Source organism: Methanocaldococcus vulcanius M7, from assembly GCF_000024625.1.
GTDB lineage: Archaea > AGJL01 > Methanococci > Methanococcales > Methanocaldococcaceae > Methanocaldococcus > Methanocaldococcus vulcanius.
This window is the reverse complement of record NC_013407.1, coordinates 1,683,338-1,709,315: the sequence shown is the minus strand read 5'-3', so window position 1 is coordinate 1,709,315 and position 25,978 is coordinate 1,683,338. Positions and strand designations below refer to the sequence as shown.

Annotated in this window: 29 protein-coding genes and 1 CRISPR repeat array (1 of these 30 only partly in view); of the genes, 10 read left to right on the top strand and 19 right to left on the bottom strand. The window is 30.6% G+C overall.

The window, feature by feature from the left end:
* Positions 1-852: a CRISPR direct-repeat array (repeat unit 30 nt; unit sequence ATTAAAATCAGCACGGATCGTGATGGAAAC); it reaches 133 nt to the left of the window's first position.
* A gap of 286 nt (positions 853-1,138) precedes the next feature.
* The 4 genes from METVU_RS08490 to METVU_RS08475 form a co-directional block, all read right to left on the bottom strand.
* On the bottom strand, positions 1,139-1,642 hold the full coding sequence (locus tag METVU_RS08490) for a hypothetical protein (protein ID WP_015733780.1): 504 nt from the start codon (positions 1,640-1,642) through the stop codon (positions 1,139-1,141).
* A 147-nt stretch (positions 1,643-1,789) separates the two neighbouring features.
* Positions 1,790-3,094: an Asp-tRNA(Asn)/Glu-tRNA(Gln) amidotransferase subunit GatA gene (gene gatA / locus METVU_RS08485; RefSeq protein ID WP_015733779.1), complete on the bottom strand. Its 1,305-nt coding sequence runs from the start codon at positions 3,092-3,094 to the stop codon at positions 1,790-1,792.
* 20 nt (positions 3,095-3,114) lie between these two features.
* Positions 3,115-4,077, bottom strand: coding sequence for a radical SAM protein (locus tag METVU_RS08480; protein ID WP_015733778.1), 963 nt, complete (start codon positions 4,075-4,077; stop codon positions 3,115-3,117).
* Positions 4,078-4,137: 60 nt separating this feature from the next.
* Positions 4,138-4,971, bottom strand: a complete 834-nt coding sequence (locus METVU_RS08475; protein ID WP_015733777.1) for a sugar phosphate isomerase/epimerase family protein — start codon at positions 4,969-4,971, stop codon at positions 4,138-4,140.
* Between the two features lie 333 nt (positions 4,972-5,304).
* Between METVU_RS08475 and METVU_RS08470 the strand changes: the two genes are divergently transcribed.
* The 8 genes from METVU_RS08470 (at position 5,305) to METVU_RS08435 (ending at position 11,914) form a co-directional block, all read left to right on the top strand.
* Positions 5,305-5,661 carry a cation:proton antiporter subunit C gene (locus METVU_RS08470; RefSeq protein ID WP_048196959.1) on the top strand — a complete coding sequence of 119 codons (357 nt, stop codon included), beginning with the start codon at positions 5,305-5,307 and terminating at the stop codon, positions 5,659-5,661.
* 59 nt (positions 5,662-5,720) lie between these two features.
* The gene (gene ehbF, locus METVU_RS08465) at positions 5,721-7,166 is read left to right on the top strand and encodes an energy conserving hydrogenase EhbF (RefSeq protein WP_015733775.1); all 1,446 of its coding nucleotides are present in this window, start codon (positions 5,721-5,723) and stop codon (positions 7,164-7,166) included.
* A 125-nt stretch (positions 7,167-7,291) separates the two neighbouring features.
* On the top strand, positions 7,292-7,606 hold the full coding sequence (locus tag METVU_RS08460; RefSeq protein WP_015733774.1) for a hypothetical protein: 315 nt from the start codon (positions 7,292-7,294) through the stop codon (positions 7,604-7,606).
* 1 nt (position 7,607) lies between these two features.
* Entirely contained in the window at positions 7,608-8,396 is a 789-nt protein-coding gene (locus METVU_RS08455) for a Na(+)/H(+) antiporter subunit B (RefSeq protein WP_015733773.1), read from the top strand.
* A 99-nt stretch (positions 8,397-8,495) separates the two neighbouring features.
* Positions 8,496-8,738, top strand: a complete 243-nt coding sequence (locus METVU_RS08450) for a hypothetical protein (RefSeq protein WP_048196958.1) — start codon at positions 8,496-8,498, stop codon at positions 8,736-8,738.
* A 111-nt stretch (positions 8,739-8,849) separates the two neighbouring features.
* Positions 8,850-10,283 carry a 4Fe-4S binding protein gene (locus METVU_RS08445; protein ID WP_015733771.1) on the top strand — a complete coding sequence of 478 codons (1,434 nt, stop codon included), beginning with the start codon at positions 8,850-8,852 and terminating at the stop codon, positions 10,281-10,283.
* Positions 10,271-10,765, top strand: coding sequence for a 4Fe-4S binding protein (locus METVU_RS08440; RefSeq protein WP_015733770.1), 495 nt, complete (start codon positions 10,271-10,273; stop codon positions 10,763-10,765). The genes METVU_RS08445 and METVU_RS08440 overlap by 13 nt, the downstream gene beginning before the upstream one ends.
* A 66-nt stretch (positions 10,766-10,831) precedes the next feature.
* Positions 10,832-11,914, top strand: coding sequence for a DUF2117 family protein (locus tag METVU_RS08435; RefSeq protein WP_015733769.1), 1,083 nt, complete (start codon positions 10,832-10,834; stop codon positions 11,912-11,914).
* Here METVU_RS08435 and METVU_RS08430 read toward each other — a convergent pair.
* On the bottom strand, positions 11,911-12,465 hold the full coding sequence (locus METVU_RS08430) for a hypothetical protein (protein ID WP_015733768.1): 555 nt from the start codon (positions 12,463-12,465) through the stop codon (positions 11,911-11,913). The genes METVU_RS08435 and METVU_RS08430 overlap by 4 nt on opposite strands.
* An 83-nt stretch (positions 12,466-12,548) precedes the next feature.
* On the bottom strand, positions 12,549-13,199 hold the full coding sequence (locus METVU_RS08425; RefSeq protein WP_153232546.1) for an L-threonylcarbamoyladenylate synthase: 651 nt from the start codon (positions 13,197-13,199) through the stop codon (positions 12,549-12,551).
* Between the two features lie 344 nt (positions 13,200-13,543).
* On the opposite strand from METVU_RS08425, the gene METVU_RS08420 reads away from it, so the two are divergent.
* Positions 13,544-14,452, top strand: coding sequence for a serine/threonine-protein kinase RIO2 (locus METVU_RS08420; RefSeq protein WP_015733766.1), 909 nt, complete (start codon positions 13,544-13,546; stop codon positions 14,450-14,452).
* Here the strand turns inward: METVU_RS08420 and METVU_RS08415 are convergent.
* The 6 genes from METVU_RS08415 to METVU_RS08390 all read right to left on the bottom strand — a co-directional run bounded on the left by METVU_RS08415 (position 14,449) and on the right by METVU_RS08390 (position 18,952).
* Complete coding sequence (locus METVU_RS08415; RefSeq protein ID WP_015733765.1) at positions 14,449-15,204, bottom strand: TatD family hydrolase; 756 nt, start codon at positions 15,202-15,204, stop codon at positions 14,449-14,451. The genes METVU_RS08420 and METVU_RS08415 overlap by 4 nt on opposite strands.
* 206 nt (positions 15,205-15,410) lie before the next feature.
* On the bottom strand, positions 15,411-15,788 hold the full coding sequence (locus METVU_RS08410) for a hypothetical protein (RefSeq protein WP_015733764.1): 378 nt from the start codon (positions 15,786-15,788) through the stop codon (positions 15,411-15,413).
* 8 nt (positions 15,789-15,796) lie between these two features.
* Entirely contained in the window at positions 15,797-16,147 is a 351-nt protein-coding gene (locus METVU_RS08405) for a cupin domain-containing protein (protein WP_015733763.1), read from the bottom strand.
* A gap of 163 nt (positions 16,148-16,310) precedes the next feature.
* Entirely contained in the window at positions 16,311-17,957 is a 1,647-nt protein-coding gene (gene hcp / locus METVU_RS08400) for a hydroxylamine reductase (protein ID WP_015733762.1), read from the bottom strand.
* Between the two features lie 215 nt (positions 17,958-18,172).
* Positions 18,173-18,436: an ATP-binding protein gene (locus METVU_RS08395; protein WP_048196956.1), complete on the bottom strand. Its 264-nt coding sequence runs from the start codon at positions 18,434-18,436 to the stop codon at positions 18,173-18,175.
* A gap of 108 nt (positions 18,437-18,544) precedes the next feature.
* Positions 18,545-18,952: a CopG family ribbon-helix-helix protein gene (locus tag METVU_RS08390; protein ID WP_015733761.1), complete on the bottom strand. Its 408-nt coding sequence runs from the start codon at positions 18,950-18,952 to the stop codon at positions 18,545-18,547.
* A gap of 280 nt (positions 18,953-19,232) precedes the next feature.
* On the opposite strand from METVU_RS08390, the gene METVU_RS08385 reads away from it, so the two are divergent.
* Entirely contained in the window at positions 19,233-19,997 is a 765-nt protein-coding gene (locus tag METVU_RS08385) for a coenzyme F420-0:L-glutamate ligase (RefSeq protein WP_015733760.1), read from the top strand.
* Positions 19,998-20,044: 47 nt separating this feature from the next.
* Here METVU_RS08385 and purO read toward each other — a convergent pair whose 3' ends face one another.
* From purO to argS, 7 genes are all read right to left on the bottom strand, one after another.
* On the bottom strand, positions 20,045-20,656 hold the full coding sequence (purO, locus tag METVU_RS08380; RefSeq protein ID WP_015733759.1) for an IMP cyclohydrolase: 612 nt from the start codon (positions 20,654-20,656) through the stop codon (positions 20,045-20,047).
* 70 nt (positions 20,657-20,726) lie between these two features.
* Positions 20,727-20,921 (bottom strand): DUF362 domain-containing protein, encoded by a 195-nt coding sequence (locus METVU_RS08375; protein WP_015733758.1) that lies wholly within the window; start codon positions 20,919-20,921, stop codon positions 20,727-20,729.
* 100 nt (positions 20,922-21,021) lie between these two features.
* Positions 21,022-21,501: a hypothetical protein gene (locus METVU_RS08370; protein WP_015733757.1), complete on the bottom strand. Its 480-nt coding sequence runs from the start codon at positions 21,499-21,501 to the stop codon at positions 21,022-21,024.
* Between the two features lie 12 nt (positions 21,502-21,513).
* Positions 21,514-22,098: an anthranilate synthase component II gene (locus METVU_RS08365; RefSeq protein WP_015733756.1), complete on the bottom strand. Its 585-nt coding sequence runs from the start codon at positions 22,096-22,098 to the stop codon at positions 21,514-21,516.
* A 4-nt stretch (positions 22,099-22,102) separates the two neighbouring features.
* The gene (locus METVU_RS08360; protein WP_015733755.1) at positions 22,103-22,729 is read right to left on the bottom strand and encodes a hypothetical protein; all 627 of its coding nucleotides are present in this window, start codon (positions 22,727-22,729) and stop codon (positions 22,103-22,105) included.
* Complete coding sequence (locus METVU_RS08355; RefSeq protein WP_015733754.1) at positions 22,710-24,206, bottom strand: AAA family ATPase; 1,497 nt, start codon at positions 24,204-24,206, stop codon at positions 22,710-22,712. Before METVU_RS08355 ends, METVU_RS08360 begins: the two co-directional genes overlap by 20 nt.
* A gap of 39 nt (positions 24,207-24,245) precedes the next feature.
* Complete coding sequence (argS, locus tag METVU_RS08350; protein ID WP_015733753.1) at positions 24,246-25,946, bottom strand: arginine--tRNA ligase; 1,701 nt, start codon at positions 25,944-25,946, stop codon at positions 24,246-24,248.
* Positions 25,947-25,978: the final 32 nt, after the last annotated feature.

Sequence of the window (25,978 nt, the reverse complement as noted above, 5' to 3'; positions counted from 1 at the left end):
TAAAAATTAAAATCAGCACGGATCGTGATGGAAACACTCATGATAATATTCACAAGTGTGTTTAATCTCCACAATTAAAATCAGCACGGATCGTGATGGAAACACCAAAATATTTATACTATGTGGCGTTAAATTTCCAAATTAAAATCAGCACGGATCGTGATGGAAACTTATCAAATTCATTAAAGCTTTTTTCTTTTGCTACACAGTTTTCAATTAAAATCAGCACGGATCGTGATGGAAACCTATTTCTCTTATCAATTTGTTGTATTCGATTGTTTTATATTAAAATCAGCACGGATCGTGATGGAAACCAGCCCCACCCGTTCCCTCACGGTACTTCCCTATTAATTAAAATCAGCACGGATCGTGATGGAAACTGATGCTTATATGGTTTTATATCTTGTAAAAGTTCTAATTAAAATCAGCACGGATCGTGATGGAAACAAGATTACATTTGCTCCTTTAATGTAGTTCCAAATAATTAAAATCAGCACGGGTCGTGATGGAAACGTTTGTAGTATGTAAATTCTTGGAACACATTAATAAATTAAAATCAGCACGGGTCGTGATGGAAACGGAACCATGCCACTGCTATGGTCCAGGGAGTAATACCACAATGATTAAAATCAGCACGGATCGTGATGGAAACACATAGAACAGATTAAAATAAGTGATTTAAAAAGGAAGATTAAAATCAGCACGGATCGTGATGGAAACAAGGGTTCCCCGTCAAAGTCGTTGGAGACAACAGCATTAAAATCAGCACGGATCGTGATGGAAACTTAAAATAAACGATCCATTTGGTTGGGGTTCGAATAAATTAAAATCAGCACAGGTTGTGATGGAAAGAATTTTACTGGTATAAACTCAACTTCTGTTTCAGAGGTAAAATAACCTACGTTTTGTGATAGAATCAGGAAAAAAGTTATAATTTTTAAATATTAAATTTTATACTTATTAAAATCAGATCTTGGATATTAATTGCATAACTTAATGCATCTGTGATATATCAATTTATGGAAATATTGAATTTGTTAGAATAGGTTTATTTTATTAGTAATATAACTCTATTTTATACTACAACAAAGGATATGGTTATTTTAGAAGATTTTAAATTGGATTTTAAAATAAAAAATTAAGTTTTTGACTTTTTATATAAAATATAAGTAAAGAAAGCAGTTATGATTAAATAAACATTTAAAGGTATTGGGGCTTTTGTTGAAGTTGTTGATGTTGTAGTTGTATTTGAGGTTATATTTGATGGTGGCGGGAAATCATAGTGTATTACATCAACAATACATGCAATATCACCACTTTGTTGATAAGAACCCCAATTTAACTCACCAGATACATTAAAAATAAAATAGTTATTACCTTGATGTACATTATATATCATGCCTGGATAATCTGGATTGTAATGTATGCTTACTGTAAATCCATTTATAACTTGATAGTCACTAAAAGCTTCATCTTTTGGGAATATTTTTTGATAAAGTATCTCCCCACTACTAATATTCTTTACAGTTATTTCTATAGCATTATTATCCTCTGCAAAAACGTTCTGACATAAAAACATTGCTAATAGAATTAATCCTAAGTATATTATCTTTTTATTAATCCTAAGTATATTATATCTCATATTCCCACCTATTTTATTTTGGGATAGAAAATAATAAATTATTTAATTAACTACTAATTTAAAAATGTTTTCATTCTGATTAAAAACTTAATACTTAAAAATATTAAAATAATAAAAATTCATCAAAGTAACTAGTGTTAATAAATATTACTCTACTGCTTTTTCGAATGCAATCATTGCATTTAGAACTTTTTCATCGTCAAATGGCTTTCCTTGGATTTGTAGTCCGATAGGGATTCCATTTATCTCTCCACAAGGAACAACTCCTGCACATAAACCGCAAATGTTTGCTGGAACTGTTAAAACGTCATAACTATACATTTCCATTGGTGTTAATTTCTCTCCTAACTTGTGCGGTAGTTTGGGAACTGTGGCTCCTACAATAATGTCAACGTCTTTCATAATTTTTATCATTTCGTTTCTCATTAGATTTCTTGCTCTTAGAGCATTTTTGTAATATTTTCCGCTGTATTCTTTTTGACTGATCATTGATCCGATCATTATTCTTCTTAAAACTTCTTCTCCGCAAACGTCTTCTATTTTATAACCATATCTTCTTCCATCGTATCTTCTTGTAGATGAGAAGAACTCAACGTAGTTGATTAGATAGTAGGTTGGTAGTGCTAAATCAACGTATTTGTAGTTTAATTCAACGATCTCGCAACCTATGTCTTTAAAAACCTCAATAGATGTTTCAATCTTGTCTCTTATTTTTTTATCCACAACGTCCATAAATTCTTTGATAACTCCTACTTTAAATCCTTTAATGTCTTTTTTTTCAAATGGCTTTGTTTCTACTGTTGTTGTATCTTTTAGGTCTTTTCCTTTGATGATATTTGTTAATAGTAAAGCATCTTCGGCTGTTTTTGTTAATGGCCCAATTTGATCAAAACTCATTGCTAAATCGCAGAGTCCGTATCTACTTACAACTCCATAGCTTGGCTTGAATCCAACAACTCCGCAGTGTGAGGCAGGGTTTCTTATACTTCCTCCTGTGTCGCTTCCTAATGCAAGGTCGCATAGATCTGCGGAGACGGCTGCTGCACTTCCTGATGAACTACCTCCTGGGATCCTATCTTCTGCTTTTGGATTTTTTGTAGCACCATAGTAGGAGGTTTCTCCACTACTTCCACAGGCAAATTCGTCCATGTTTGCAATTCCTATTATTAATCCTCCGTTTTCTTTAATTTTCTGCACAACTGTGGCATCGTAAGGAGCGATATAGTTTTCCAATGTTTTTGAAGCGCAGGAGATTGTGTATCCATCAACGTTTATATTTGCTTTCACTACAACAACTTTTCCGTATAGAGGTTTTTTCTTAGCTTTTTCGTCTTTTTCCAATTTTTTTGCTTCCTCTAATACTCTTTCAGCGTTTACTTCTATAAGGGCATTTATTTTTTTATTAATTTTTTCTATTCGTTCTAAGTAGTGTTCTGCTTTTTCAACAATCATATTGTCCACCAGAGAAGTTTTTAGAATTGTTTTCTACTTTTAATATTTTTCATATAGAATGTTTCTCCACAGTGGTTTAGTTTTATCAACTTTCCTTCTTTTACCATTTTTTCGATAGTTTCATATGTTATATTTTTTTTAGTTAGAAGTTCTTTAATAACTTTTTCTCTTATTGGATGAACTGATGTTATTGCCAATATTTCTTCTTCTATATTGGTTGTTGATAGTATAAATTCGCTTCCTTCAAATGCTCTTAGTGGAATTACTTTCTCTTTTCCAATTATTTTAGAAAATACATCTATAATTTTTAATAGAATTTCTTTTTTTGGAGGTGTTATCTTTTCTGATGGTGGCCTTATTGGAGTATTTATATAACATTTGTCTGGGTTAACTTCTTTTAAAAATTCTGCTGTTTTTTCTATCGCTTCTTCTGGATATTGTATATCTACGATCATGGTTTCAGTTATTAATTTTCCTCTATAATCATCTCTAAATTCAAGTATTCCGTTTAGTATGGTTTCCAATGATAGTTTTTCATGAGGGCGGTTTATTCTTTTCCACAATGAACAATCTGTAGAGTCGATTTTTAAAGAAACTAAATCAAAATTTAATAAGTCGTTTTTTACATCTTCTCTCCATATTAGTGAGGAATTTGATATTATCGCTATTGGAATATCGAATTCTCTTAGTAGTTCTACTTCTTTTGTAATATTTATATCTAAGGTGGGTTCTCCATCAGCAACAAATGTAAGATAATCAAAACTGTTTTTCCCATTTTCACTTATTATTTTGTTTATTTTCTCCTTTACAGAGGAGAATATATCATATGGATTATAAAAATTGCGTCTTTCAGTCGTTTTATTTATTGTTTTCCCAACTTGGCAGTATATGCAATCATAACTGCAAAACTTGCATGGAATGTTATTTATACCTAAACTCTTTCCTAATCTTCTTGATGGAACTGGCCCAAAAGCTATGGTCATAAAACCACCAAAAATAAATGAATAAAAAATAAAAATTAATAAAATTGGTTATTATAAATGTTATCCCTCTATTTTCTTTTTCTCAGCCACTTTTTCATTAACAATTTCTAAATATTCCTTTAAAATCTCCTTGCTCTTTACAGCATCTCTGATGTTTTTATTTTCAATACTTAAAACTCCTTTATAGTCAATTTCTTTTAGCTTTTCAAGAACGGATATAAAGTTTATATTCCCCTCTCCTATTCTTAAATGTTCGTCTTCATAGCCGTTGTTGTCATGAATATGGACGTGTATAATTCCAATTCCAATTTTGTGGAGTTTTTCGACGAATTCAGACGGATTGGCAACTGTGTTTGCATGTCCTATATCAAATGTTATCCCTAAGTTTTTGGAGTCAATATCTTTTATAATGTCAAGTAGTGATTCAGGAGTTGTCCCTAAAACTCCTCTGAAATTTGGCATATTTTCTAAACCAATTTTTATTCCATAATCCTCAGCTATCTCTACTATTTCCGATAGAGTTGAGAAGTTGTTGTCCAATATTTCGCTTTTGTAGTTGCTCCAAAGTTCTGGGATATAGCCGGGATGAACTACAACAATTTCAGCATCGAGTTCAAAAGCTCCTTCTATAGCATCTCTTATACACTCTATTGTAAGTTTTCTAACTTTTTCGTTCATAGATGCAGGATTTAAGTCAGAAAATGGAGCATGAACTACAACGTCAACATCGTACTTGTCTTTTACCTCTAAAAGATACTTTATATTTTTAGGAGATAGGTAGTGGGTTCCCTCACAGACGATTTCCCATACATCAAAGTTATGTTCTGCTATTTTTTCTAATGAGGATGATAAGCTTTCTGGTAAAAAAACTAACGATGAAACTCCGAACTTCATTTTCACACCACTTATCTTTTTTAATCTTCTCTTTTTTTATTTTTTAATTCTTCAATTTTGTGATTTTGTTTATTTTAATTTAATATTTTAATTTAAATTATTACTTTTAACTTTTAATTGTTATTTAGATTAAAATTATTAATTTAGGGATAAATATCAATTTTATTATTTTTAGATTTTTATTGTTTTTAAGTAGTTATAGTTTATGTATGCAAGTGGATCATTTTTCACTGATTTTTGTTTGATTATTGTTTTGTATTCTTCAACGCAATGTTTATATACTTTTAATCCTAATTTGTCATTAATGATAATGATAGATTATCGGTGAGTTGGATGGATTTTCAAATGGCCTCTTTCATAACTTCTGGACTTTTAGTTGTGATTGGATTATATGGGGTATTTTTTGTTGATAATGTTTTAAAAAAAATCATTGCATTGGAGATCTTAGGTAGTGGTGTAAATTTAGCTTTAATAGCAATTGGATACAATGGAGGAACAATTCCAATAAAACTTCCTAATGTTCCTTTAAATGTTTTTGCTAAGGAGTCGGCTTATCCTCTAACACATGCACTCGTCTTAACAAATATCGTTATAGAAGCGTCTATGCTTGCTGTAATGCTTGGTGTCTCTATAATACTGTATAAAAAATATAAAACACTTAAAGGGTCTGTCATATTGAAAGAGGACTAAAAAAACACATTTTTTCTTGCTATATCAATTCCTGTTAATCAAGTAATTTAGGTGGGACAATGAATTTTCTACCGATGATAATAGTGTTTCCTCTGATCATGGCAATAATTATGAACCTACTTCATGGAAAAGAGAAGGCGGTTAAATATTTAACTTTTGCAACAGCCATTATTTTAATTGCTCTACCCTTTATAGGAGAGTATGGTTATTATTATTTTAGCGGGCATGGTGTTGTTGATGGATGGATCTCTGGAATTGCCTACCTATACAACCCTGCAAAACAGGCAGTTATAATTACACTATCTCTTATTGCCTCTCTCGTATTGATCACTGGAATGGGGGAGAAATTAAAGAATAACATGTTTGTTACTCTCTCTTTAATGGGTTTTGCGAGTATTTCAGCAATTGTATTGGCGGATGATATATTCAACCTTTACGTTTTTTTTGAGATTATTTCAATCGTTCAAGCAGGGTTAGTATTTTTATCCGGAACAGAGGAGGCATATAAGGCCGGTTTGAGGTATATGATAATTGGTAGTGTAGCAGCGGCATTGATGCTTTTAGGAATAACATTTTTGTTGGCATCAACAGGGACTTTAAATATTTCAGATATGAAACATCATTTATTAACTGACAATCCAATGGTATACGGAGGATTATTACTTCTAATAGTTGGATTGGCATACGGTTCTGGTCTTCCACCGTTTCACAATATTAAAGCCGATCTCTATGCAAGATCTAAGGGTTTTATTTCAGCAATGCTCCAAACGTATTCAAAATTCGTTTTAGTTGGGTTGATGTTAATAATATTAAAATTATTTAACGGGCTTAGCTACTTTTCAAGTGCACATGCAGTTTTAATTGCACTGGGAGTTTTAGCGATGGTATTTGGTGTTGTGATGGCATTGTTGCAGAGTGATTATAAGAAACTTTTAGCATATCACGCAATAAGCCAAGGTGGATATGTAGCCACTGGTTTAGCACTCGGAACTCCTTTGGGAATTGTTGCAGGTATCTTTCACGCTATAAATCACGTTATTTATAAATCTGCTCTGTTTTTAGGAGCGTATATAGTTAGTTGTAAAAGAGGAAGTAATCTCCATAAATTGGGGGGGCTATTGCCACTAATGCCTTATGTTGCATTTATGGTATTGTGTGCAAAACTCGCTATAAGTGGGGTTCCTCCATTTAACGGATTTCAAAGCAAATGGATGTTAGCTGAGGCAGCTATGCAAGTTAACATGCCAGAAATTGCAATAATAATGATTATTGTTAGTATTGGAACGTTTGTATCTATGATGAAGGCATTCTACCTTATATACTTGAAACCGGTGGATGAGGAAACTTTAAAAGAATATCAAGGAAAAGAAGTTCCAAAATTAGCCGTTTTCAGTTTGTTTGTGCTAACTGCTCTCTGTATTATAATTGGTCTTGATCCAAGTTTAATAACTAATTATCTTTGGGATTATGCGAGAGAGATTGGAGTTAACTACTGCTTAAAGTAGATGAATGATAATTAGAGACAATAAACAAAGCAATAAATCTCATCTATACATAAATCGTAATTAAATTGTAATCAATTGTTAGATTAAATTAAACTTTACTTAAACTTTAAATGCTGGTGGTAATTATGGATTACAACAAATTTCAGAAGGATTTAGAAAAAGAAGGTCATGGGGATGGAATCACTGTTGGAGCATTTTTTACAGGAGAATTTACTCTTTATCTTCTCTTTATATTTGGAGCGTTAATTATTGGAAGGGTTTATGGAAAAACGTTAATGACATTGTTCGGATTATCTGCATTAGCTTTCTCTTTATCGACTTTTCCAATAATATTCCAATTTAAGAAAGAAAATTCAAATGCGATAAATTACCAACTCTTCTGGCTATCTGTGTTTTTAGGTGCAATTGCATTCTGCGTTTATCTAACAGCAAGGTGGTAGTATGAGTTCTAAGAGAGATTTAGTAGTGGCAATCTCATTCTTTATATTTGGAGCAAGCATTTTATACAGTTTGGCAAATATGCACGTTAATCCTGGAGTTAATATTGTTTATTTAAATCATTATATAGTCCCGAATTATGTTTGTGCAATAATATTTGATTGGAGGGCATATGATACCTTAGGAGAGTGTTTAGTGTTAGTGGTAGCGGTTATGGTTTCGTGGATTGTGTTTGGAAAATCGTTATATGATAACAGTTATCTAAAAGAGGTCTTTCACGCTCCTGAGTCAGATGATTATATAACCTTACAGAGATGGGGGGATTATACCCCAATTATCAAGTTTTTAGCATACCCTATGAGTATTTTAATGGTTGCTTTAGGGATTCTTACAGTTTTAGGAGGGCATATAACTCCTGGAGGAGGATTTCAGGGAGGAGCATTAATTGCCTCAGGATTTATACTTTCAATTATTGCCTTTGGATCTAAGAGCCCTCTCTGGTTTGATCACAAATTTTTAGAGAGAATGGAGGCATTAGGAGCTCTTGGTTATTTGCTTCTCGGTGTTGCTGGTATGTTTATGGGAGGTTATTATCTCTTTAACTTTACTCAAATAAATGGGATTCCAGTATTTCCAGCTCCGAAGGATATTATTACAGCTGGAATTATCCCTTATTTAAATATTGTGGTTGGGTTAAAAGTTTTAGCTGGTTTATCAACTGCTGCATTCCTTCTGTCATGTGAAAAGGTTATTATAGAAAAGATTAGCAAATCAGAAGAGAAGTTAGAATAATTACACTTATAATTTATAATTAAAGTTTTTTAAAAGTTTTAAGATTATAATTTATCTTTAACTTTAAAATTTGTAAATAGTTTTTATGGTGATCGGGCTATGATGGAGGTAATTGTTTCTTACTACCCTGCTATTCTTGCTCTCCTCTTTGGAATTTTGATGGGTTCTAAATTTAGGGGCAAAATAACACATCTTCTTTCATATTTAGTTTTAGCACTTATTATTGCATACTTTTTAAAAGCATTTCCTTATTACAATCTGCCGATCTCATTCTCCTATGTATCAGCAGTAGTTGGTATTATAATAGGAAATAGATTATTTGGAAAAAAGATTTGTGGGTAAGAGAGCTTGATGTATGAATGATTGGGGTTATTAAGAAGTTATATTTAAAATAAAATGCCTTCTTAAACTAAAAATGTTAAATGTTTAAATTAACGTTAAAGAGGGGAAAAAATGATTATAACCATATTGGACAAGTGTAGAGTTGAAGAAAAATGTCAAACATGCCCGTTTTCTCAAACATCTAAATGTATGGAGGCATGTCCAACTGATGCAATATTTCTTCTAAATAATAAAAGCTTTTCTTGTCTCACTTGTGGAGAATGTGCAAGAAACTGTCCAAATAAAGCAATCAAAAAAAATAAATTTGGAGGTTATTACGTAGACAGGAGAAGATGTAATGGTTGTGGTATCTGTGCAAACGTATGCCCGATAAATATTATAAGAATAGTTGAAAGGGATGGAAAAAAATTTCCAATGGGAATTTGTTCAATGTGTGGTGTCTGTGTTGAAGTTTGCCCTTACGGAGCAAGAGTTAGTTCCTATGAGCTATTAAACACGAAAAGAGAAGGATTAGCAGATAGATATTTAAAAGTTTTAGAAAATCTAATGAAAATCAAAGTTTTTAAAGAGGAAAAAAGTAAAAACGTTGTTGAAGTAGTTGAGAGAACCTCTATAAAAATTGACAAGGATAAATGTGTTGGATGTTTAAGATGCGCCTACCTATGTCCAAGAGATACTATACTTCCTAATAATGTTGAAGCATGCACATCTTGTAATTTATGTGGAGAAGCATGTCCAAAAAATGCCATTGAAAACGGAAACATTATATCTGATCAATGCGTATTATGTTTGAAATGTGTTGAGGTTTGCCCAAATGATGCGTTAAAAGTTGAAAATTTCAAAATTAAAAAAATTAAAGAAGACAAATCTGTTAAACCAAAAAACTACTGTATAAATTGTGGTTTATGTGCCTTAGTATGCCCAAGCGGTGCGTTAAGATTTGAAAATGGAAAATTATATTTCAGTCCAGATGTATGTTGGAGTTGTATGGAGTGTGTTAAAATATGTCCAAATGATGTTAGAAGAAAAGATAAAGATAGAAAAAACAACAAAGACCAAATTGTAGGTGGTTGCTCTTTATGTGAGATCTGCATATCTTCATGTCCAAAAAATGCAATTGAAATAATTAACGTTAGATTTGAAAAAATAAAAGATGAGGACTGTATTTTATGTGGAACTTGCTCAAACGTATGTCCAAAAGATGCAATAATTATTGATAGGAGTAATAAAGAGATTATATTTACTGATGAGTGTATAGCGTGTGAAAACTGTGCAATCCACTGCCCAAGAGATGTTATTCCAAATACAACCGGATATAAAAAAGTTGTGGATAGGGAAAATTCATTTATTAGGACAGATATGGACTTCTGTATAAAGTGTGGTTTGTGTAATAAGGTATGTCCAAACAGTTGTATAGATTTTGGAGTTATAGATGTTGAGAAGTGTGAATTTTGCTCGGCTTGTTATAATATATGCCCGACTAAGGCAATATACATCCATAGAGTTTGGAAAACTGACGAAGGGGGATCACATTGGAAGAACTAAGAAGTTTTGCTAAGATATTTTTAACTGGAATATATGAGAACTTAGAAAGAATAATATTTGGGAGTGGAAGATACACGGATATAGAGTTAAGAAACGCAATACTGAGCGGAACTATTAAATTACCAAAAACAGTTATTGAAGAGTTATGTATTGGATGTGAAGGATGTGCTAATGTTTGCCCAACCAAAGCGATAGAGATGATCCCAATAGAGCCAATTAAAATAACTGAAAACTATGTAAAAGATAAAATTCCAAAAATCAATGCAGAGAAATGCGTTTATTGCTTATATTGTCATGATTTTTGTCCAGTATTTTCTGTATTCAACGAAGTGTCTCCCATCCACCCAAGAGATGTAGGAGAATATGTGGAGATAGATGTCTCTAAACTTTTACAGAAAAAGATTGAAATATCAGAAGAACAGATAAATAAAATCTGTTCTCTCCTTTCAATTAACTTAAAAAAGATCTTAGGGGATAAATAATAAAATACTAAATGAGAAATGACGATTCAGTCCACATTTTTGAATACAAAGTGTTAGTGGGATATTATGAAAATTGGCGTTGTTATTCACGGCCCTGAGATTGTAGATAGTGGATACGCTATAAAAATTATAAATTTGCTAAAAAATTTTGGAGAAGTTAGGGCTAAGTTGGGAGGCACCATGGGAAGAGTTGCGGTTATAGATAATGATTTGCAAGATGTTATTGATATATCCGAGAAGTTAATGCCTTCCCAATCATTAAAAAAACTTTCGAACTGTGATGTTTTAGTGCTGGCTAATTATGGAAAATCAAAAATTACAGGACATACGTTTGGAAGAATAGTGGTTGAACGAGCGGAGATAGACAGACCAATAATACAGATTGAAAGACCTGGAGATAAAGATGGAACAATTATAATTTGGAATAAAAGTTCGAAAAATGTTGAAAAGATTGCTAAATTTCTCTCTGAAAAATTGAATTTAAAAATTGAGAGATGCATAAGTAATGGATTGGATGTTTGGGAAGAAAATGGAAAGATTTTTAGAAAAGTTCATGGGGTTGATGTTGGAGAGGCAATATTGGTTAACGGAGTAGTTGTTGGGAAATCAGAAAGTAAAGATGTTATTTTAGTAGCTGAAAACGGAAAATTAGTTGATATTTTGGGAGGAAAGTTAAAAGAGGGCGGTGTTGAAAAACTGGAAAATGTGGATCTAAAAAAGGCAGTTATAAAGACAGGAATTTTAAGAAGACATCCAACAAAACCCAAATTTAAAAATAGAAAAGTTGAAAATGGAAATGTAATTTTAATAAATCATGCAGGAGAGGACGTTATTGAGAAAATAAAAGATAAGGATATTGTTGCAGTAATAACTATCGGAGATGACACTACAACGATCTGCGGAGATATTTTAGCAAGGTTTGGAATAAGAGTGGTGGGTATTGTAGATGGAGATGAGGATGAAATACTCAAAAATCCTATGATTTTGGATGGATCTGTGATTTTTCAAATAGAAAATATGAGAGATGATGATGCAGGAAAATTACTTGAAGAAAATCTAAATTTAGATAAAGTATACAGTTATGATGAACTTTTAGATGAAATTAAAAAGATATTTTTAGAAAAAGGAGTTAGTTTTACAGAAATTTAAAGAAAGCCAGAACTTTTTACAGAAAATATGATAATATTTAGTAGAGAGATTGCAATTGCAATATACAAAAGACGTTTTGTTGAGTTTATTGAGTTTATAACCTCTTCGTGAGTTTTAGACAGAGATCGAATATTTGATATAATTCCTTCAATCTTCTTGTTATTTTGATTTAATGCATGTTCTAATATGTTGTATCTGTTGTTTATTCTAAATGTCGACTCTTCTAACGAATGTTTTAATTCCATCATCTCATTTTTTACATTGTTAAGTTCTTCATTGGTGTGATCCATAGATCTCCTCATCTCTTCCACAAACAGAAGATATTCTCTTAATTTATTTTCAAGTTCGTTTAATTCAGAAATTGAGAGGTTTATTTTTTCGTTAGTTAGTTTTAATCCATAGTGAATCTCTGAAACGTAATTATTTATTTCCAATACAAGATCGTTGATTTTATTTACAACTTCGTTTAATATCAACTCAGTTTCCAATAATTTACGATTGTTTAAATCGTCTATTATATTGTTTATCCAATTTCCACTTTTGTCTTTCATACCCCTCCCCCACAATTTGATGTGTTTGCTTTTTGGTGTTGTTATGATTCCAAAATTATTATCTATTTTTTTATTTCATTTTTTTATATTTTTTTATTTTCGATCGAAGCCAAGATCTCTGAAAATGGAACTGCCCCTTCTCTTATGAGGGTTATAGAACTGTCTTTTATCTTAATTATTGTAGATGGTTTTGAATACTTACATTTTCCAATGTCTATAACATAATCAACATTTTTTATTATTTCTCCATCGATCTCTTCCACACAGGTAGGGTCTTTTCCTCCTGAAATATTTGCAGAAGTGGTTGTTAATGGAACTATTGCTAACTCTCTAATAATCTCCTCATCTGGAATTCTAATCCCAATATATTCTTTAGAAACAAGATTAGGAATATTTGATTTCTTTTTCAATATTATCGTTATTGGTCCAGGAAGAAAATGTTTAATAATTTTCTCTGCCAATTCATTAACATATGCATATTTTTTAATTTCATTAATATCTTTTAAACATATTGATAATGGTTTGTTATAGTCCCTTTTTTTTATTTGATATATTTTTTTAACTGCATTTTCATTTAAAGCATTTGCCGAGATACCATATAGAGTATCAGTTCCACAAATTATTATTTTTCCATCTAAGATTTCTTTTTTTAAAAAGTTTAACACCTTTTTTCGTTTTTCTTTATCAAGATCGTATATTTTTATGATTTTTGGAGGCATTCTATGCAACCTCATATCATTTTATTTCCCTAATTTTTATAGATTTCTTATTATTTCCCTAATTTTTATAGATTTCTTATTATTTCTATTAAGGATATTCTAATTATTAATGAGAATAGTGAGGTTTTTCATGATTTTGAATGATCTTAAAATTTAGTAAAAACTTGGACAAAATAAACAAAAATAAAAAAATAAAAAATAATACGCATAAGAGCAATAACTAACACTAAAAAATAGCCCAACAGATTGTAAGGTATAAAAAATAATATAAAAACAAAATATAAAAACAATAAATCCATTTATAACAAACAACCTTTATAATATAAACATAAAAAATAAAATATACAAATAGTTTAAAGATGGAGGGGATTACCATAATTAAAAAACTAATTGAGAGATTAAAAGAAGCTCAGGATGATGATTTTAAGATATTGAAAATAATAGAAATATCCATGAGGCATTATGAATGGGTTCCTCTGGAGGAGATTGTTAGAAAGGCAAAAATGCCAGAAAAAGATGTTTTATATAGATTAAAGCGATTAAATAAATTTGAATTTGTAGTTAGGAGTACGTATGGTTATGCCGTTTCAATGGGGGGTTATGATGCCCTTGCAATAAATGCATTTGTTAAAAAAGGAATTTTAAAAGCAGTAGGGAATAAATTAGGGGTTGGAAAAGAAGGAGATGTATATAGTGTATTGTTAGAAGATGGAAGAGAAGCAGTGTTAAAATTCCATAAGCATGGAAGGACGTGTTTTACAAGAGGAAAGAGATATAGGGAGTACATAGCGGATAAACATCATATAAGTTGGCTCTATGTTTCGCGGTTAAGTGCCGAAAGAGAGTTTGAAATTTTGAATGAACTTTTTCCAATAGTTAAAGTTCCAGAGCCAATACACTGGAATAGACATGCGATAATTATGGGAAAAGTCGTGGGAGAGGAGTTAAAGCGAATCGACTTATCTAAATTCATGAGTAGAGATGAAATAAAAGAACTATTTTGGAAGATAATAGATGAAGTTAAAAAAGCTTATGAATTAGGGTATATCCATGGAGATTTAAGTGAATTTAATATACTCTTTGATGGAGAGGACTTTGTGATAATAGATTGGCCACAGGCGGTTTCTAAATTCCATCCTGAGGCAGAATTTTACTTAAAAAGAGATATTGAAAATGTAATTCGATACTTTAAAAAATACAAGATAGACAGAGATGATGAAAATATAGATACTGACAAAATATTCAACTACATTACTGGAAAGAGTTAGAGTTTATAAAACATTTTTGCATTTTTATATGTTGAGGCAATAATTTTATCTTCATCAACGCCGATCTTTTTCATATACAACTTAGTTCTTGGTAAAGCATATATATCCGCCTTCAAACTTCCTAAATCACTGCTTAAAATAAATTTTTTGTCATAATTTTTAATTATTTCTCCTGCCTCTTCATGAGTTAATTTCATTGATGGTTGAACAGTTAAGCCGATATAAACATCCCTATCGATTAAATCAACTGTCTCTTTATTTATGTGATCGATCATAACCAACTCATCCTTTATTTTAACTTCATCTAAAATTTTTAAAATTTCAATTAATGCCTCTTTTTTGTTCTTCTCAGGAGTATGAACTATAATAGGCATATTGAGATCTTTTGCTAAGTATAACTGCTCTTTTAAAAGATTTTTTTCATCTTCATTTAGATAATGCAATCCCGTCTCTCCGATAGCTACAACATTCTCATTTTCCAAAAATTCAGGCAGTTTTTTTATTAAAACATTCCAATTCTTTGGATAACCCATAGGATGAACTCCAACTGCCACTTTAACTTCAACATTAGCCATTTTTCCTCTTTTAACCTCTAAATTAATCAACCGATCCCAGTGATCTAAATACACCTCTGGAACACTCATCTTGTATGGATCGTGAGCGCAGGTTATAATCGTCTCAATGCCACTCAAAGCCATCTTCTCCAAATCTTCAAAGCTCCTAACATCCAAGTGAGTGTGAGCATCTATCATACTTTCCCCTATCGCTTAAATATCTTCATTTTTATATTTTTGTATGTTTAGTTTTTAATTTTTAATATTTGATATTTCCATGTATGGTTTAAATTGTTTTGGTTTAAATTATTATTTTGGTTAATCGATAAAAGTTATAATTGAAAATTACTTAAAAAAGTTTTTTAATATTCATTATCCTTTACATTTCAATGCTTTTATAATTTTTATTTTTCTTTGTTTAAATAGTAGTATAATCTCTCATCATCAGATAACGCATGAATAACCGCTTGTCTAATACCAAAATTGGGTCCCAATTTCTTAGCCAATGATCTCTCCATATCTATGGTTTCTTTTAGTAGTTTGAGAATATCTTCATCTATATTAACTTCTGTCTTTATGTTTGGTTTCTCATTAAAGTGGATAAGATATTTCTCATACAAGATTTCTAAGTTTTTCATCTCCTCATCCGATAGATCTTTAAAGATCTCTTTATTATACTCATCAATAGACCTAAATTTAGAAAGTATCATTATTTTTATCTTGTTCTCCAATATTTTAGTTAGATTCTCTTTTATATCAACATCTTTCTTTGCTTCCTTCATAATTTCACCTATTCACATTTAATTGCCTCTTCTGGAGCATTTAACTTTCTTGGATGAGGGGCTTTTATAACAAAAAATTCTAAAACATCTGAATTTAAGTTTTGGATCAACATCTTTACATTAAATGGAACATAAACAATATTTCCTTCTTTGTAGTTGTGTGGTTCTTGATCTTCTAAGGTTAGAGTCATTTCTCCTTTAATTATTATTAAATGAACGTAGGAGTTTGAGTAATGCTTTGGCATCTGCTCTCCTTTTGGTAAGACAATATGATTGATCTGAACATGTTCAGTATTGACAATTTTTTCAACAACCTTTGTTTTAGCATCTTTTTTAAACTCATAAACCTTTTCTATCATCTAATCACCTATATACAAGTGCAATTGAATTTTAACTTAATTTACTAATCCAATTAATTAATTTTGCTGATTTATAATCTTATAAAAAATAAAAAAATCCAAAATATAAAAGATAAAATTAAAAATTTAAAAATTAAAGGTTATCTTTGATTTTATATTATATTTACCCAACTAATCTCTTAATATCTTCATCAACTGTTGAGATCGTTGAGATTCCAAACTTCTCAACCAAGACCTTTGCTACATTTGGAGATAAGAATGCTGGTAATGTTGGACCTAATACAATATCCTTAACTCCTAAGTAAAGCAAGGCCAATAATACGGTAACTGCTTTTTGCTCATACCAGGAGATATTATAAGCGATTGGAAGCTCATTTACATCATTTAAGCCAAATGCATCTTTTAAAGCCAATGCAATTTTAACTAATGAATAACTATCATTACACTGCCCAGCATCTAACACTCTTGGAATTCCATCAATGTCTCCAAGCCCTAATTTGATAAATCTATATTTTGCACATCCACATGTTAATATAACTGTATCTTTAGGAAGTTTCTTGGCAAATTCAGTATAGTACTCTCTTGTTTTATGCCTTCCATCACATCCAGCCATTACAACGAATTTTCTTATTTTTCCACTTTTAACTGCCTCAATTACTTTATCCGCCAGTGCTAAAACTTGGTTGTGAGCGAATCCTCCAACGATCTTTCCATTTTCGAGTGGTGTTGGTGGCTTGCATTTTTTAGCGTGCTCTATAACCTCTGAAAAGTCCTTAGTTCCATCCTCTTTTACAGGGATTCTCTTTAAGCCAGGATAGCCAACTTCGTTGGTTACATAAACCCTATCCTTGTATGAGTCCTTTGGTGGGACTAAACAGTTTGTTGTCATCACTATTGGGCCGTTGAATTTCTCAAACTCCTCTCTTTGGAATGGCCATGAGCCACCATAGTTTCCTACAAAGTGATCATACTTTTTAAAGAATGGATAGTAGTGGGCTGGCAACATCTCACAATGGGTGTAAATATCAACTCCTGCATCTTTACTTTGCTCTAACAACTCCTCCAAGTCCTTTAAATCATGCCCACTTATTAAAATTCCTGGCCTATCTCTAACTCCCAAATTAACCTCTGTTATCTCTGGATGTCCATAGGTTTCAGTGTTTGCCTTATCTAATAATGCCAATGTCTCAACAGCATGTTTTCCTGTCTCCATTGCTAAATTAAATAATTCATCAGCATCTTTGCTATCAACGATTTTAGTGAATGCTTTAACTATAAATTTATGGATTTCTTCATTGTTGTAGCCGAGATGCATGGCATGGCTTAGATAAGCTCCTATTCCCTTAATTCCATAGGTTATAAGTTCTTTTAAAGATCTTATGTCCTCATTATCCTCTGCTAAGACGCTAACTTCCTTTGTATTAGCTAAATTTATTAAATCTTCGTCGGTTTCGTAAGTCCAAGTAGCACAGTGAGGAAGTTCTTCTTTATTTAAATTAGTTTTTTCTATAATTTTCTCTCTTAAAGCGACTCCTTTCTTTATCCAGTCGATTACATCTTTATCATCAAAATTGACGTTAGTTATTGTTACAAATAATGCCTTTGGAATGTAGTCCATAACTTCATCATCTAAGTAATTGCCTTTATCACAGACGTAGCATAAACCTTTTATAGTATAAATTAATAGATCTTGGAGGTTTGCTACAATATCATCTTTTCCACAGACACCTTTTACAGTACAACCTTCGTTTCTTGCTGCCTCTTGACATTGGAAGCAGAACATTTTTGTAGGTCTTGGTTCAAATTTCATTATTTCACCCTTGATTTTTTTATTTTGACATTTTTAACATTTACTTGATTTATTTTTTGAAGTATATATAGGTTTTTGAGATCTCTGGATTTTGGATGCGATCAAAATTTGCCCCCACATTTGTATGTTGTTGATATAATTTTTATGAAAAATTTATTATGAGTAATATTTAGTTTCTATTTTGTTATTATATTTATATATTTGGTTGCTTTATATTATGTTTTATGATCCGGAAATGATAATGCACCGTATCTACACACATCTAAGCATAGAGAACATCCTTCGATACAGTTTGATTTGTTTTTTACAACAACCCTTCCGTTTTCTATTGCATAAACACCATATTTACAAAAATTATAGCAACTTGCACAGTTTTTGCATCGGTCATAATCTATTGTAGGTCCCCAAGTATCTTCGACATTTTTACCCAATGGCTTATCTTTCTCCCCTTTAATAATTTTTAGAAGTTTTGAGAGCATTTTATCCCCTTAACTATACAACGCTTCTATTTATTTTATTTATTTTATTTATTTAAAATAATTTTATTTATAAACTTGTATTTAAAATTTTTTAAAATTTTTAAAAGTTTAAAAGATAATAACTTTATCGTATATTTTCCCATTTATTTTTTCTATCTCTTCGTAAAAATTTGAAATATCTGAAGAGTGTCCTTCTACTACAAAAATCTCAACTTTTGCGTTTTTTCCGCACGATGTTGTTACGTAGGCCTGATTTAGGGATTTTACAATATGGTTGTATTCAAAATAAAGTTTACTCATTTTTTCTAAGGCCTCTTTTGTTGGATCATAAACTACAATTATAATTCCACTAACTTTTTCGTTCTTATTTAATGGGTTGTTTTCGAGGATATGTTTCCTAACTGCATCTCTAATGAGCTCACTTCTACTTGAATATCCTTTTTTATTAACGACTTCATCGATCTCTTTTAATAAAAATTTTGGAAAAGATATGCTTATTCTTTCAACATTAACCATAGTCCCACCGATCTAAAATAACAAAAATATCAAATTATTAAGAACAATTTAATCATCATTATTACACAATTTTTACAGATTATTAAAATTTTCTGGATTTTAAAAGTTTACTTTCTTCAACATAATAAATAAATTTTTCTAATTTTTTCGAGACGTTTTATATCTATAAATATATATTTTTGGAAGTATTGTTAATAATTAGAAACACTATAAAATTAAAAAATAAAAATAAATGTAAGATTATCTAAAAAATATTAAAAGTAAAAAAAGTTTTTAGGTGATGAAATTGTCATCAATCGGCATAAAAGAAAAGAAAAAGGTTGAAGTTATTGGATTAGAACTCCCAATCTTTAAAGGTAATGAAAAGATAAACTTATCTGAGTTAATTGCCCAGTATCCAATTAAAGACGGAGATGTGATTGTTATTGCAGAGACATTGGTCTCAAAATTAGAGGGAGGGGTTGTAGATAGGGATAAGATTATTCCATCGCAGAAGGCCATTGAATTGGCTAAAAAGACGGGAAAAGATCCTAAAGTTGTGCAGGTTATTTTAGATGAAGCAAAGGAGATAGTTAAAGTTGGAAAAAACTTTATTATAACTGAAACAAAACATGGCTTTGTATGTGCTAACAGTGGTGTAGATGAGAGCAACGTGTATGGGGGTATAAAAGTTCTACCAAGAGACCCAGATAAAAGTGCTGAAAAAATTAGAAAAGAAATTGAAAAACTAACCGGAAAGAAAATTGGAGTGATAATATCAGATAGTGTAGGTAGACCATTTAGAAAGGGAGCTGTTGGAATCGCAATAGGTGTTAGCGGAATCATTGCTTTATGGGATAGAAAGGGGGAGAAAGACCTATTTGGCAGGGACTTAAAAACAACAGAGGTTGCAATAGCAGATGAACTGGCGAGTATGGCAAATGTTGTAATGGGAGAGGCAGATGAAGGAATCCCAGTTGTGATAATTAGAGGTTCGAGAGTTCCTTTTGGACAAGGAAATGGAAAAGATTTAATTAGACCAAAGGAAGAGGATGTTTTTAGATAGATTTATCCATAGAAGATATTATTTTATTATTTTTTAATTATCACTTTCTAATTCTTATTTTTTATAGCCAAAGAGATGTCTTCATCTTCAATAATTGCAACTGCACATGCTACTGGATACTCAAATTCTTTATAATTTAGTATGTAATCTGCTATCTCTTCAGCAGTTTCTCCTTCAATTTCAATTTCCTGGCTTTCATCTATACTGCATGCGTTATAAACTCCTAAATAATATCCCTTTCCGTTTTTTAAATTTACTTTTTTTACTCGAATATCTTCACAAGAGACGTATCCTAAATAACATTCCTCTTTATCTAAAACTGCTCCGATTCTTGGAGTATTATACTCATCTTTTTCATAATCCATAACTGCCAATACATAAGTTAGAGCATCTCTTTTCCCAAAATGTAGTTTTTCAGCGATAAAATCAGTATGTATTCCATTAGAGACAACAACTGTCTTATTTACGACTTTTATGCAGTTGTAGGTAATATATGGGTTTTTAAACATTTCATTTAAGTCCTTTGGGAGTATTGCAATTGTGTTTTCATTTAATTTTCTTGCTTCTCGATTTGGAAAACTTCTGCTTGAGACCCGATATGCTCCAAAAACTTTTCCTTCCTTTGTTTTTCCAACGACTAAAAATCTTCCAATATACATTAAATTCACCTCTTTTTTATTTTATTTACTTCACTTGTTAAATATTGATCATTTAAATATTGAAATTGAATTAATATTGATCATTGGTTAATGTAGTATCGACTTTTATTGCGTCAATTGGACAATATTTTACGCAAATTCCACAATTCACACACTTTTCTTTATTTATTATTGCAACTCCATATGTTTTTATTGCTTTTTTAGGACAAAATACCACACACGTTCCACAGCCAACGCAATTTTTTAATATGCTGATTTTTTTCATTTTACCCCTAATCTTATTTTTAATACAAAAATACAAAATATTTTTAATAATTTATTTTAATAGTTTATAATTTTTTAGATAATTTTAGAGGTAAAAAAAGTTATTCAAAATAACCTCTGATCCTATCAATAAGCAACCTTAGGTCATTTATGTTTGATGCTCTTAAATCCTTTTTTTGTGGAAATTTTAGAATTATCTCGTCAAATATATCAGTATTGTGGGGCTTTTTCATCATGTAATAATATTTTGCGATACAGTTAATTCTTGCAGTTATTAATTCGCTTAAATATCTTAGGCATGTATCTTCATGAACATGTCTCATGTAGTCCTCTTCTGCCTTTAACAAAGCAATTCCAACCAAAATCTCGACTATGTCGCACTTAACAAGTTCTTTGGAATTTTGTTGCTTCTTTTTCAGTTCATATAAATAGATTGCTAAATCTCTGATCGAATTCCAGGGTAGATCTAAATCAACACTATCTAAATCTTCTTTTTTTAATTTCCATAATGGGACTTTCTTATCATCTAACAATACTTCATATTCTAAACAAAATTGATACAGAGTTTCATAAACGTCCATATTTTTCACTTTTTAATACTCATTCTCAACGAAATTTTTAATTAGTTTTAAGCCCAAATGTGGAAATTTTAAGTTATTTGATTCCGTTAAGATACTCTCCGGATGGAATTGCACTCCTTCAATTGGTAGTTTTTTATGTCTAACCCCCATAATATAATTATCGTCTAAACTCTTAGCAGTTATTTTAAGTTCTTTTGGAACTTCTTTAGCTATTAAAGAATGATACCTCCCACCATAAAATTGATTTGGAAGATCCTTAAAGATCCCCTTACCATCATGTTCAATTAAACTTGCTTTTCCATGCATAACCCTCTCTGCTCTTCCAACCTCTCCGCCAAATGCCTCGACAATACACTGATGACCTAAACAAACACCCAATATAGGAATATCTATCTCCTGAATAATCTTTATGCAATTTCCTGCCTCTTTTGGGGTTTTTGGCCCGGGACTTATAATTATTCTATCAGGATCTATTTTTTTAACCTCTTCCAATGTGATCTTATTATCTACTAACTTAACTTTATACCCCAAAGTTCCTACATATTGGACTAAATTCCAAACAAAGGAGTCGATATTATCGATAACTAAAACCTTCATGGTTTCACACCAGTTTTATTTCTTCCCAAGCTACAGTATCCTTATCAAATTCTTTTTTATATACAATTATTTTACTGTTATATATCCATTCAAATTCTAATTTTGAAGACTCCCATTCTTTTAAAAATTCTCTACTCTCCTTATCACCCATATTTGCCATTCTAAAGGTTTGTGGAGATATTGTTTCTTTTTTAGGATATGGGACTAATCCATAAAATTCCTTTGGAATTATGTTAAATATTTTTAGTATAATTAAAGATACATAAAGAGAACATTTAAATTTTTCCTTAATCTTTTTTAAATTTTTAGCCCTAAGATTTCTAAGGGTAGATTTCATTTCCACAAGAAGTAAAAAATAGTCATCATCTTCTTTTACCAAAATTGCACATTCGCATTTTTTATTTCCATTTATTTTAAAGACAGTGTAATATTTATCTTTGTCGATTATTAAGGGCAAAATTTCAATATTCCTTGAAAATATAATTTTTAATTCTTTAAAATATGCATTATGGTCATTTTCTTTAATTTTAGCTATTATATAACTATCATTTATTTCGATTTCTGCTCTTTGAGGTTTATATATTAAATCGTCTCTAAATATTTTCACTATTTCATTCTTCAATATCTCCATCTTCCCCCTCAATTAAGTCTCTCAACTCCTCTGTTTCAGTATGCAACTCATATAATGTTTGGTAGAATGCTTCATAAGATATCCCTTCTCCTTCAATTATTTCCAGCTCCTTTATCTTAACCCCGTCCCCCTCATCAACAAATAAATACGGTGCTACTTTTTCTGGATTTAAAATCTCATTCTCTCCATAATTATACTTTTTTAAGAACGTTTCTAATTCTTTATTTTTGCCCATTTTTTCTAAATAGTAGAGTTTTATGTTATTGTTTATCTGTTGTAATATGTCTGGACTGTGTGTTATTAATAAAACATAAACTCCTTTGTTAATTAGTTTAACTATTGCCCTTGCAAAAATTCTCTGTGCATCTGGATGGAGATGAGCTTCTGGCTCTTCAATGATTAGGAGTGTGCCTTTTTTAATAAGTTTTGAATATTTTAATAACTTTAATAAAGGAATCGTCTCAACTACTGATGAAGATGCACAATGAAATGGAATTGGTTTTCCATTTTTTGTGATATAGCTAAGCTTATTTGCATCTTTATCATAAATCAATTTTCCTTTTATAATGTTATTTTCAAATAATAATGCAATATCTTGATATTCTTGATTAATATCTAGATTGTAAATGCTTGGTTTGAGATAAATTCTCATAAAATCTTTTACTGGTTCTGGAAATTCTAATTTTTCTTCTTCTGAAGCTTCTGATTCGCCATATATTCTGAATATGGTGGAACTATCAAAGACTTTGTCTATAAACAAACCTGAAGACAAAATAAGACCACTTTTTGATGCTGGAAGATATATAACATTTTTAACAGTATTTTCTAATAAGATTTCAAATACATCTAGCATTATCATATCTTTTAATATTTTCCCTAATTCTCTTTGTCTTTTTATTATATTATTTTTTATACCTACTACTATATTTCCCTCTACGGGTCTAAAAGATGCAGTCCATGGTGGATTTTCAAAAATACCAACACATAATTTATTTGTTTTTTTATCATTTACATCCTCTTCTTTTAGGAAATCAATTAATATTTTATCAATATATTTTTCATCTATAATTCCAAAATATTTTGTTATAATCTCATACTTAAATTTTTTATTTAAAGTAATCTCCAATTCTCTAAAATCTATTTCCCCATAATTAAAGACCCTTTTAATGTAATTTTTTTCCATACATAATTTAATTTTATCAAAATGAATTTCTCCAGACGTTTGATTAGCTATTATTGATTTTAATTTTGATATAACATGATTCAAATTATTGCTGTTATCAATTATTTTAAATTTAAGGAAACTGGGGTATGCGAAATTTTCAAAAATCCCCCAAATCAAATATCCCATATATGTCTTTCCAGTGTTATTCTTTCCAAAAAATATGGTTAGAGGTTTTAATTTAACCTCTCCTTCTTTAATTACGCCAAAATCCTTAACTTTGATGGTTAATAATTCATAATTTTCATTTTTCATAATAATCACCAAATAAAAATTAATTTTAAAATTAATAATTCACATCCTTCCTGGACAATTTATTCCCAACAAGCCCAAGCCAATCTCTAAAACTATTTTAGTGCTTTTGACTAACTTTAATCTTGATTTTTTAACATCATCATTAACTTTTTCCAATAGAATCGGACAGTTTGCGTAGAATCTATTAAATATCTTAGCAAGCTCTAATAGGTAGTTGGCTAATATATGCACTTTCCTATTTTCAGCACTCTCCTTAATTATGTCTTTAAATTCATCTAATTTTTTAATTAACTCTTTTTCTTCCTTTGTTAATTCATAATTGAATATCGCTTCATCTTCAATTCCTTTATTTTCTGCCTCTTTTAAGATACTGCAACATCTTGCATGAGCATACTGTATAAACGGACATCCAACTTTTTCAAAATCCAATGCCTCTTCCCATTTAAATACCATTGGTTTTTCTGGTGAAATTCTTGCTATATTGTATCTCACAGCTCCTAAACCAATATCGTAGGCAATATTTTCTTCAACATCTCTTTTATTGCATTCTTCTTTGGCTCTTTTTATCGCTTCCTCCAACAACTCATCAGCACTTATGAATCTTCCTCTTCTTGTGCTCATTGAGCCCTCTGGAAGAGAGATAAATTCATAAAATATTATTTCTGGCACTTTACTTCCGAGCAATTTTAAGGCAGCTTTAACCATTTCTGCTGTTAATTTATGATCTGCTCCTAAGACATCTATTCCTATATCGCATTTTGATAATTTATCTAAATGGTAGGCAATATCTCTTGTTGAATACAAGCTTGTTCCATTGGCTCTCGCTAAAACCATCTTCTTTTCAATGCCAAAATCAGAGAGATCAAGCATATAGGTTTCTTCTTTGATTATCTTTCCTGTCTCCATTAATTTTTTTATAACTTCTTTAACTAATCCGTTTCTTACATAGGAACTTTCCCAAACAAAGGTATCATGCTTAATGTTTAGATTATTTAATGTTTCTTTTATCCCATCTAAGGCGTAATTAACAGCAAACTCAAATTTTTTAGTTATTTCAGTGTCTTTGTTTTTTTCTAATGCATCTTCATATTTTCTCATTAATTCTAAAATCTTTTCTTCCTCTTCTGGGTTTTCTTCTAAGTATTTGTTTACTTTAATATATGTTTCAGCTATCGCATGATCTTTCTTTTTGTTTCTGTCTAAGCCGAATAATTCAATTCCATAAACAACTAATGCCATCTGTCTTCCCATATCATTTACGTAGTAGTGGGTTTCAACATCATAACCGTAAAATTCTAAAATTCTTTTTAAGCAATCTCCAATAATCGCATTTCTCAAATGACCAATATGTAAAGGACCGTTAGGATTTGCTGATGTATGCTCTAATATGATTTTCACGCTTTTTTTATGCCCTCTTCCATAGTTGCTTTTTTCTTCGCAAATTTTTTCAGTTAGGTATTTAGCAAAAGCATTGTTGTCTATATAAAAGTTTATATAACCATTAATCGCTTTAATTTCTTTAATTCCTTCTATATTTTTTTCTTTTAGTTTCTTAACAATATCCTCTGCGATCATCTTCGGGCTTTTTTTCAGCAGTTTTGCTAATTTGAAGCAAATATTTACCGAGTAATCTCCTAACTCTGTATTTGGAGGTTTTTCTAATTTTATACTTATCTCTTCTCCAATATCTCCTTTAATTGTATCTTTCAATGCTTTGATTATCTTCTCTTTAACGTCCATTTTTTCCCCTTCTGTTTTATTCTTTTAATTTT

What these genes read in the sequence shown, in the direction of transcription:
- METVU_RS08410 (WP_015733764.1), bottom strand. Translation starts at nt 15,788, where the DNA reads ATGAAGGAAGCAAAGAAAGATGTTGATATAAAAGAGAATCTAACTAAA.
- METVU_RS08360 (WP_015733755.1), bottom strand. Translation starts at nt 22,729, where the DNA reads ATGGAGATATTGAAGAATGAAATAGTGAAAATATTTAGAGACGATTTA.
- METVU_RS08375 (WP_015733758.1), bottom strand. Translation starts at nt 20,921, where the DNA reads ATGAAAAAAATCAGCATATTAAAAAATTGCGTTGGCTGTGGAACGTGT.
- METVU_RS08435 (WP_015733769.1), top strand. Translation starts at nt 10,832, where the DNA reads ATGAAAATTGGCGTTGTTATTCACGGCCCTGAGATTGTAGATAGTGGA.
- METVU_RS08395 (WP_048196956.1), bottom strand. Translation starts at nt 18,436, where the DNA reads ATGCTCTCAAAACTTCTAAAAATTATTAAAGGGGAGAAAGATAAGCCA.
- gatA (WP_015733779.1), bottom strand. Translation starts at nt 3,094, where the DNA reads ATGATTGTTGAAAAAGCAGAACACTACTTAGAACGAATAGAAAAAATT.
- argS (WP_015733753.1), bottom strand. Translation starts at nt 25,946, where the DNA reads ATGGACGTTAAAGAGAAGATAATCAAAGCATTGAAAGATACAATTAAA.
- METVU_RS08390 (WP_015733761.1), bottom strand. Translation starts at nt 18,952, where the DNA reads ATGGTTAATGTTGAAAGAATAAGCATATCTTTTCCAAAATTTTTATTA.
- METVU_RS08415 (WP_015733765.1), bottom strand. Translation starts at nt 15,204, where the DNA reads ATGATAGATGCTCACACTCACTTGGATGTTAGGAGCTTTGAAGATTTG.
- METVU_RS08385 (WP_015733760.1), top strand. Translation starts at nt 19,233, where the DNA reads ATGAAATTGTCATCAATCGGCATAAAAGAAAAGAAAAAGGTTGAAGTT.
- METVU_RS08460 (WP_015733774.1), top strand. Translation starts at nt 7,292, where the DNA reads ATGGATTACAACAAATTTCAGAAGGATTTAGAAAAAGAAGGTCATGGG.
- METVU_RS08480 (WP_015733778.1), bottom strand. Translation starts at nt 4,077, where the DNA reads ATGACCATAGCTTTTGGGCCAGTTCCATCAAGAAGATTAGGAAAGAGT.
- ehbF (WP_015733775.1), top strand. Translation starts at nt 5,721, where the DNA reads ATGAATTTTCTACCGATGATAATAGTGTTTCCTCTGATCATGGCAATA.
- METVU_RS08405 (WP_015733763.1), bottom strand. Translation starts at nt 16,147, where the DNA reads ATGATAGAAAAGGTTTATGAGTTTAAAAAAGATGCTAAAACAAAGGTT.
- METVU_RS08420 (WP_015733766.1), top strand. Translation starts at nt 13,544, where the DNA reads ATGGAGGGGATTACCATAATTAAAAAACTAATTGAGAGATTAAAAGAA.
- METVU_RS08470 (WP_048196959.1), top strand. Translation starts at nt 5,305, where the DNA reads ATGGATTTTCAAATGGCCTCTTTCATAACTTCTGGACTTTTAGTTGTG.
- METVU_RS08445 (WP_015733771.1), top strand. Translation starts at nt 8,850, where the DNA reads ATGATTATAACCATATTGGACAAGTGTAGAGTTGAAGAAAAATGTCAA.
- METVU_RS08455 (WP_015733773.1), top strand. Translation starts at nt 7,608, where the DNA reads ATGAGTTCTAAGAGAGATTTAGTAGTGGCAATCTCATTCTTTATATTT.
- METVU_RS08450 (WP_048196958.1), top strand. Translation starts at nt 8,496, where the DNA reads ATGATGGAGGTAATTGTTTCTTACTACCCTGCTATTCTTGCTCTCCTC.
- purO (WP_015733759.1), bottom strand. Translation starts at nt 20,656, where the DNA reads ATGTATATTGGAAGATTTTTAGTCGTTGGAAAAACAAAGGAAGGAAAA.
- METVU_RS08365 (WP_015733756.1), bottom strand. Translation starts at nt 22,098, where the DNA reads ATGAAGGTTTTAGTTATCGATAATATCGACTCCTTTGTTTGGAATTTA.
- METVU_RS08370 (WP_015733757.1), bottom strand. Translation starts at nt 21,501, where the DNA reads ATGGACGTTTATGAAACTCTGTATCAATTTTGTTTAGAATATGAAGTA.
- METVU_RS08490 (WP_015733780.1), bottom strand. Translation starts at nt 1,642, where the DNA reads ATGAGATATAATATACTTAGGATTAATAAAAAGATAATATACTTAGGA.
- METVU_RS08475 (WP_015733777.1), bottom strand. Translation starts at nt 4,971, where the DNA reads ATGAAGTTCGGAGTTTCATCGTTAGTTTTTTTACCAGAAAGCTTATCA.
- METVU_RS08425 (WP_153232546.1), bottom strand. Translation starts at nt 13,199, where the DNA reads ATGAGGTTGCATAGAATGCCTCCAAAAATCATAAAAATATACGATCTT.
- METVU_RS08430 (WP_015733768.1), bottom strand. Translation starts at nt 12,465, where the DNA reads ATGAAAGACAAAAGTGGAAATTGGATAAACAATATAATAGACGATTTA.
- hcp (WP_015733762.1), bottom strand. Translation starts at nt 17,957, where the DNA reads ATGAAATTTGAACCAAGACCTACAAAAATGTTCTGCTTCCAATGTCAA.
- METVU_RS08355 (WP_015733754.1), bottom strand. Translation starts at nt 24,206, where the DNA reads ATGAAAAATGAAAATTATGAATTATTAACCATCAAAGTTAAGGATTTT.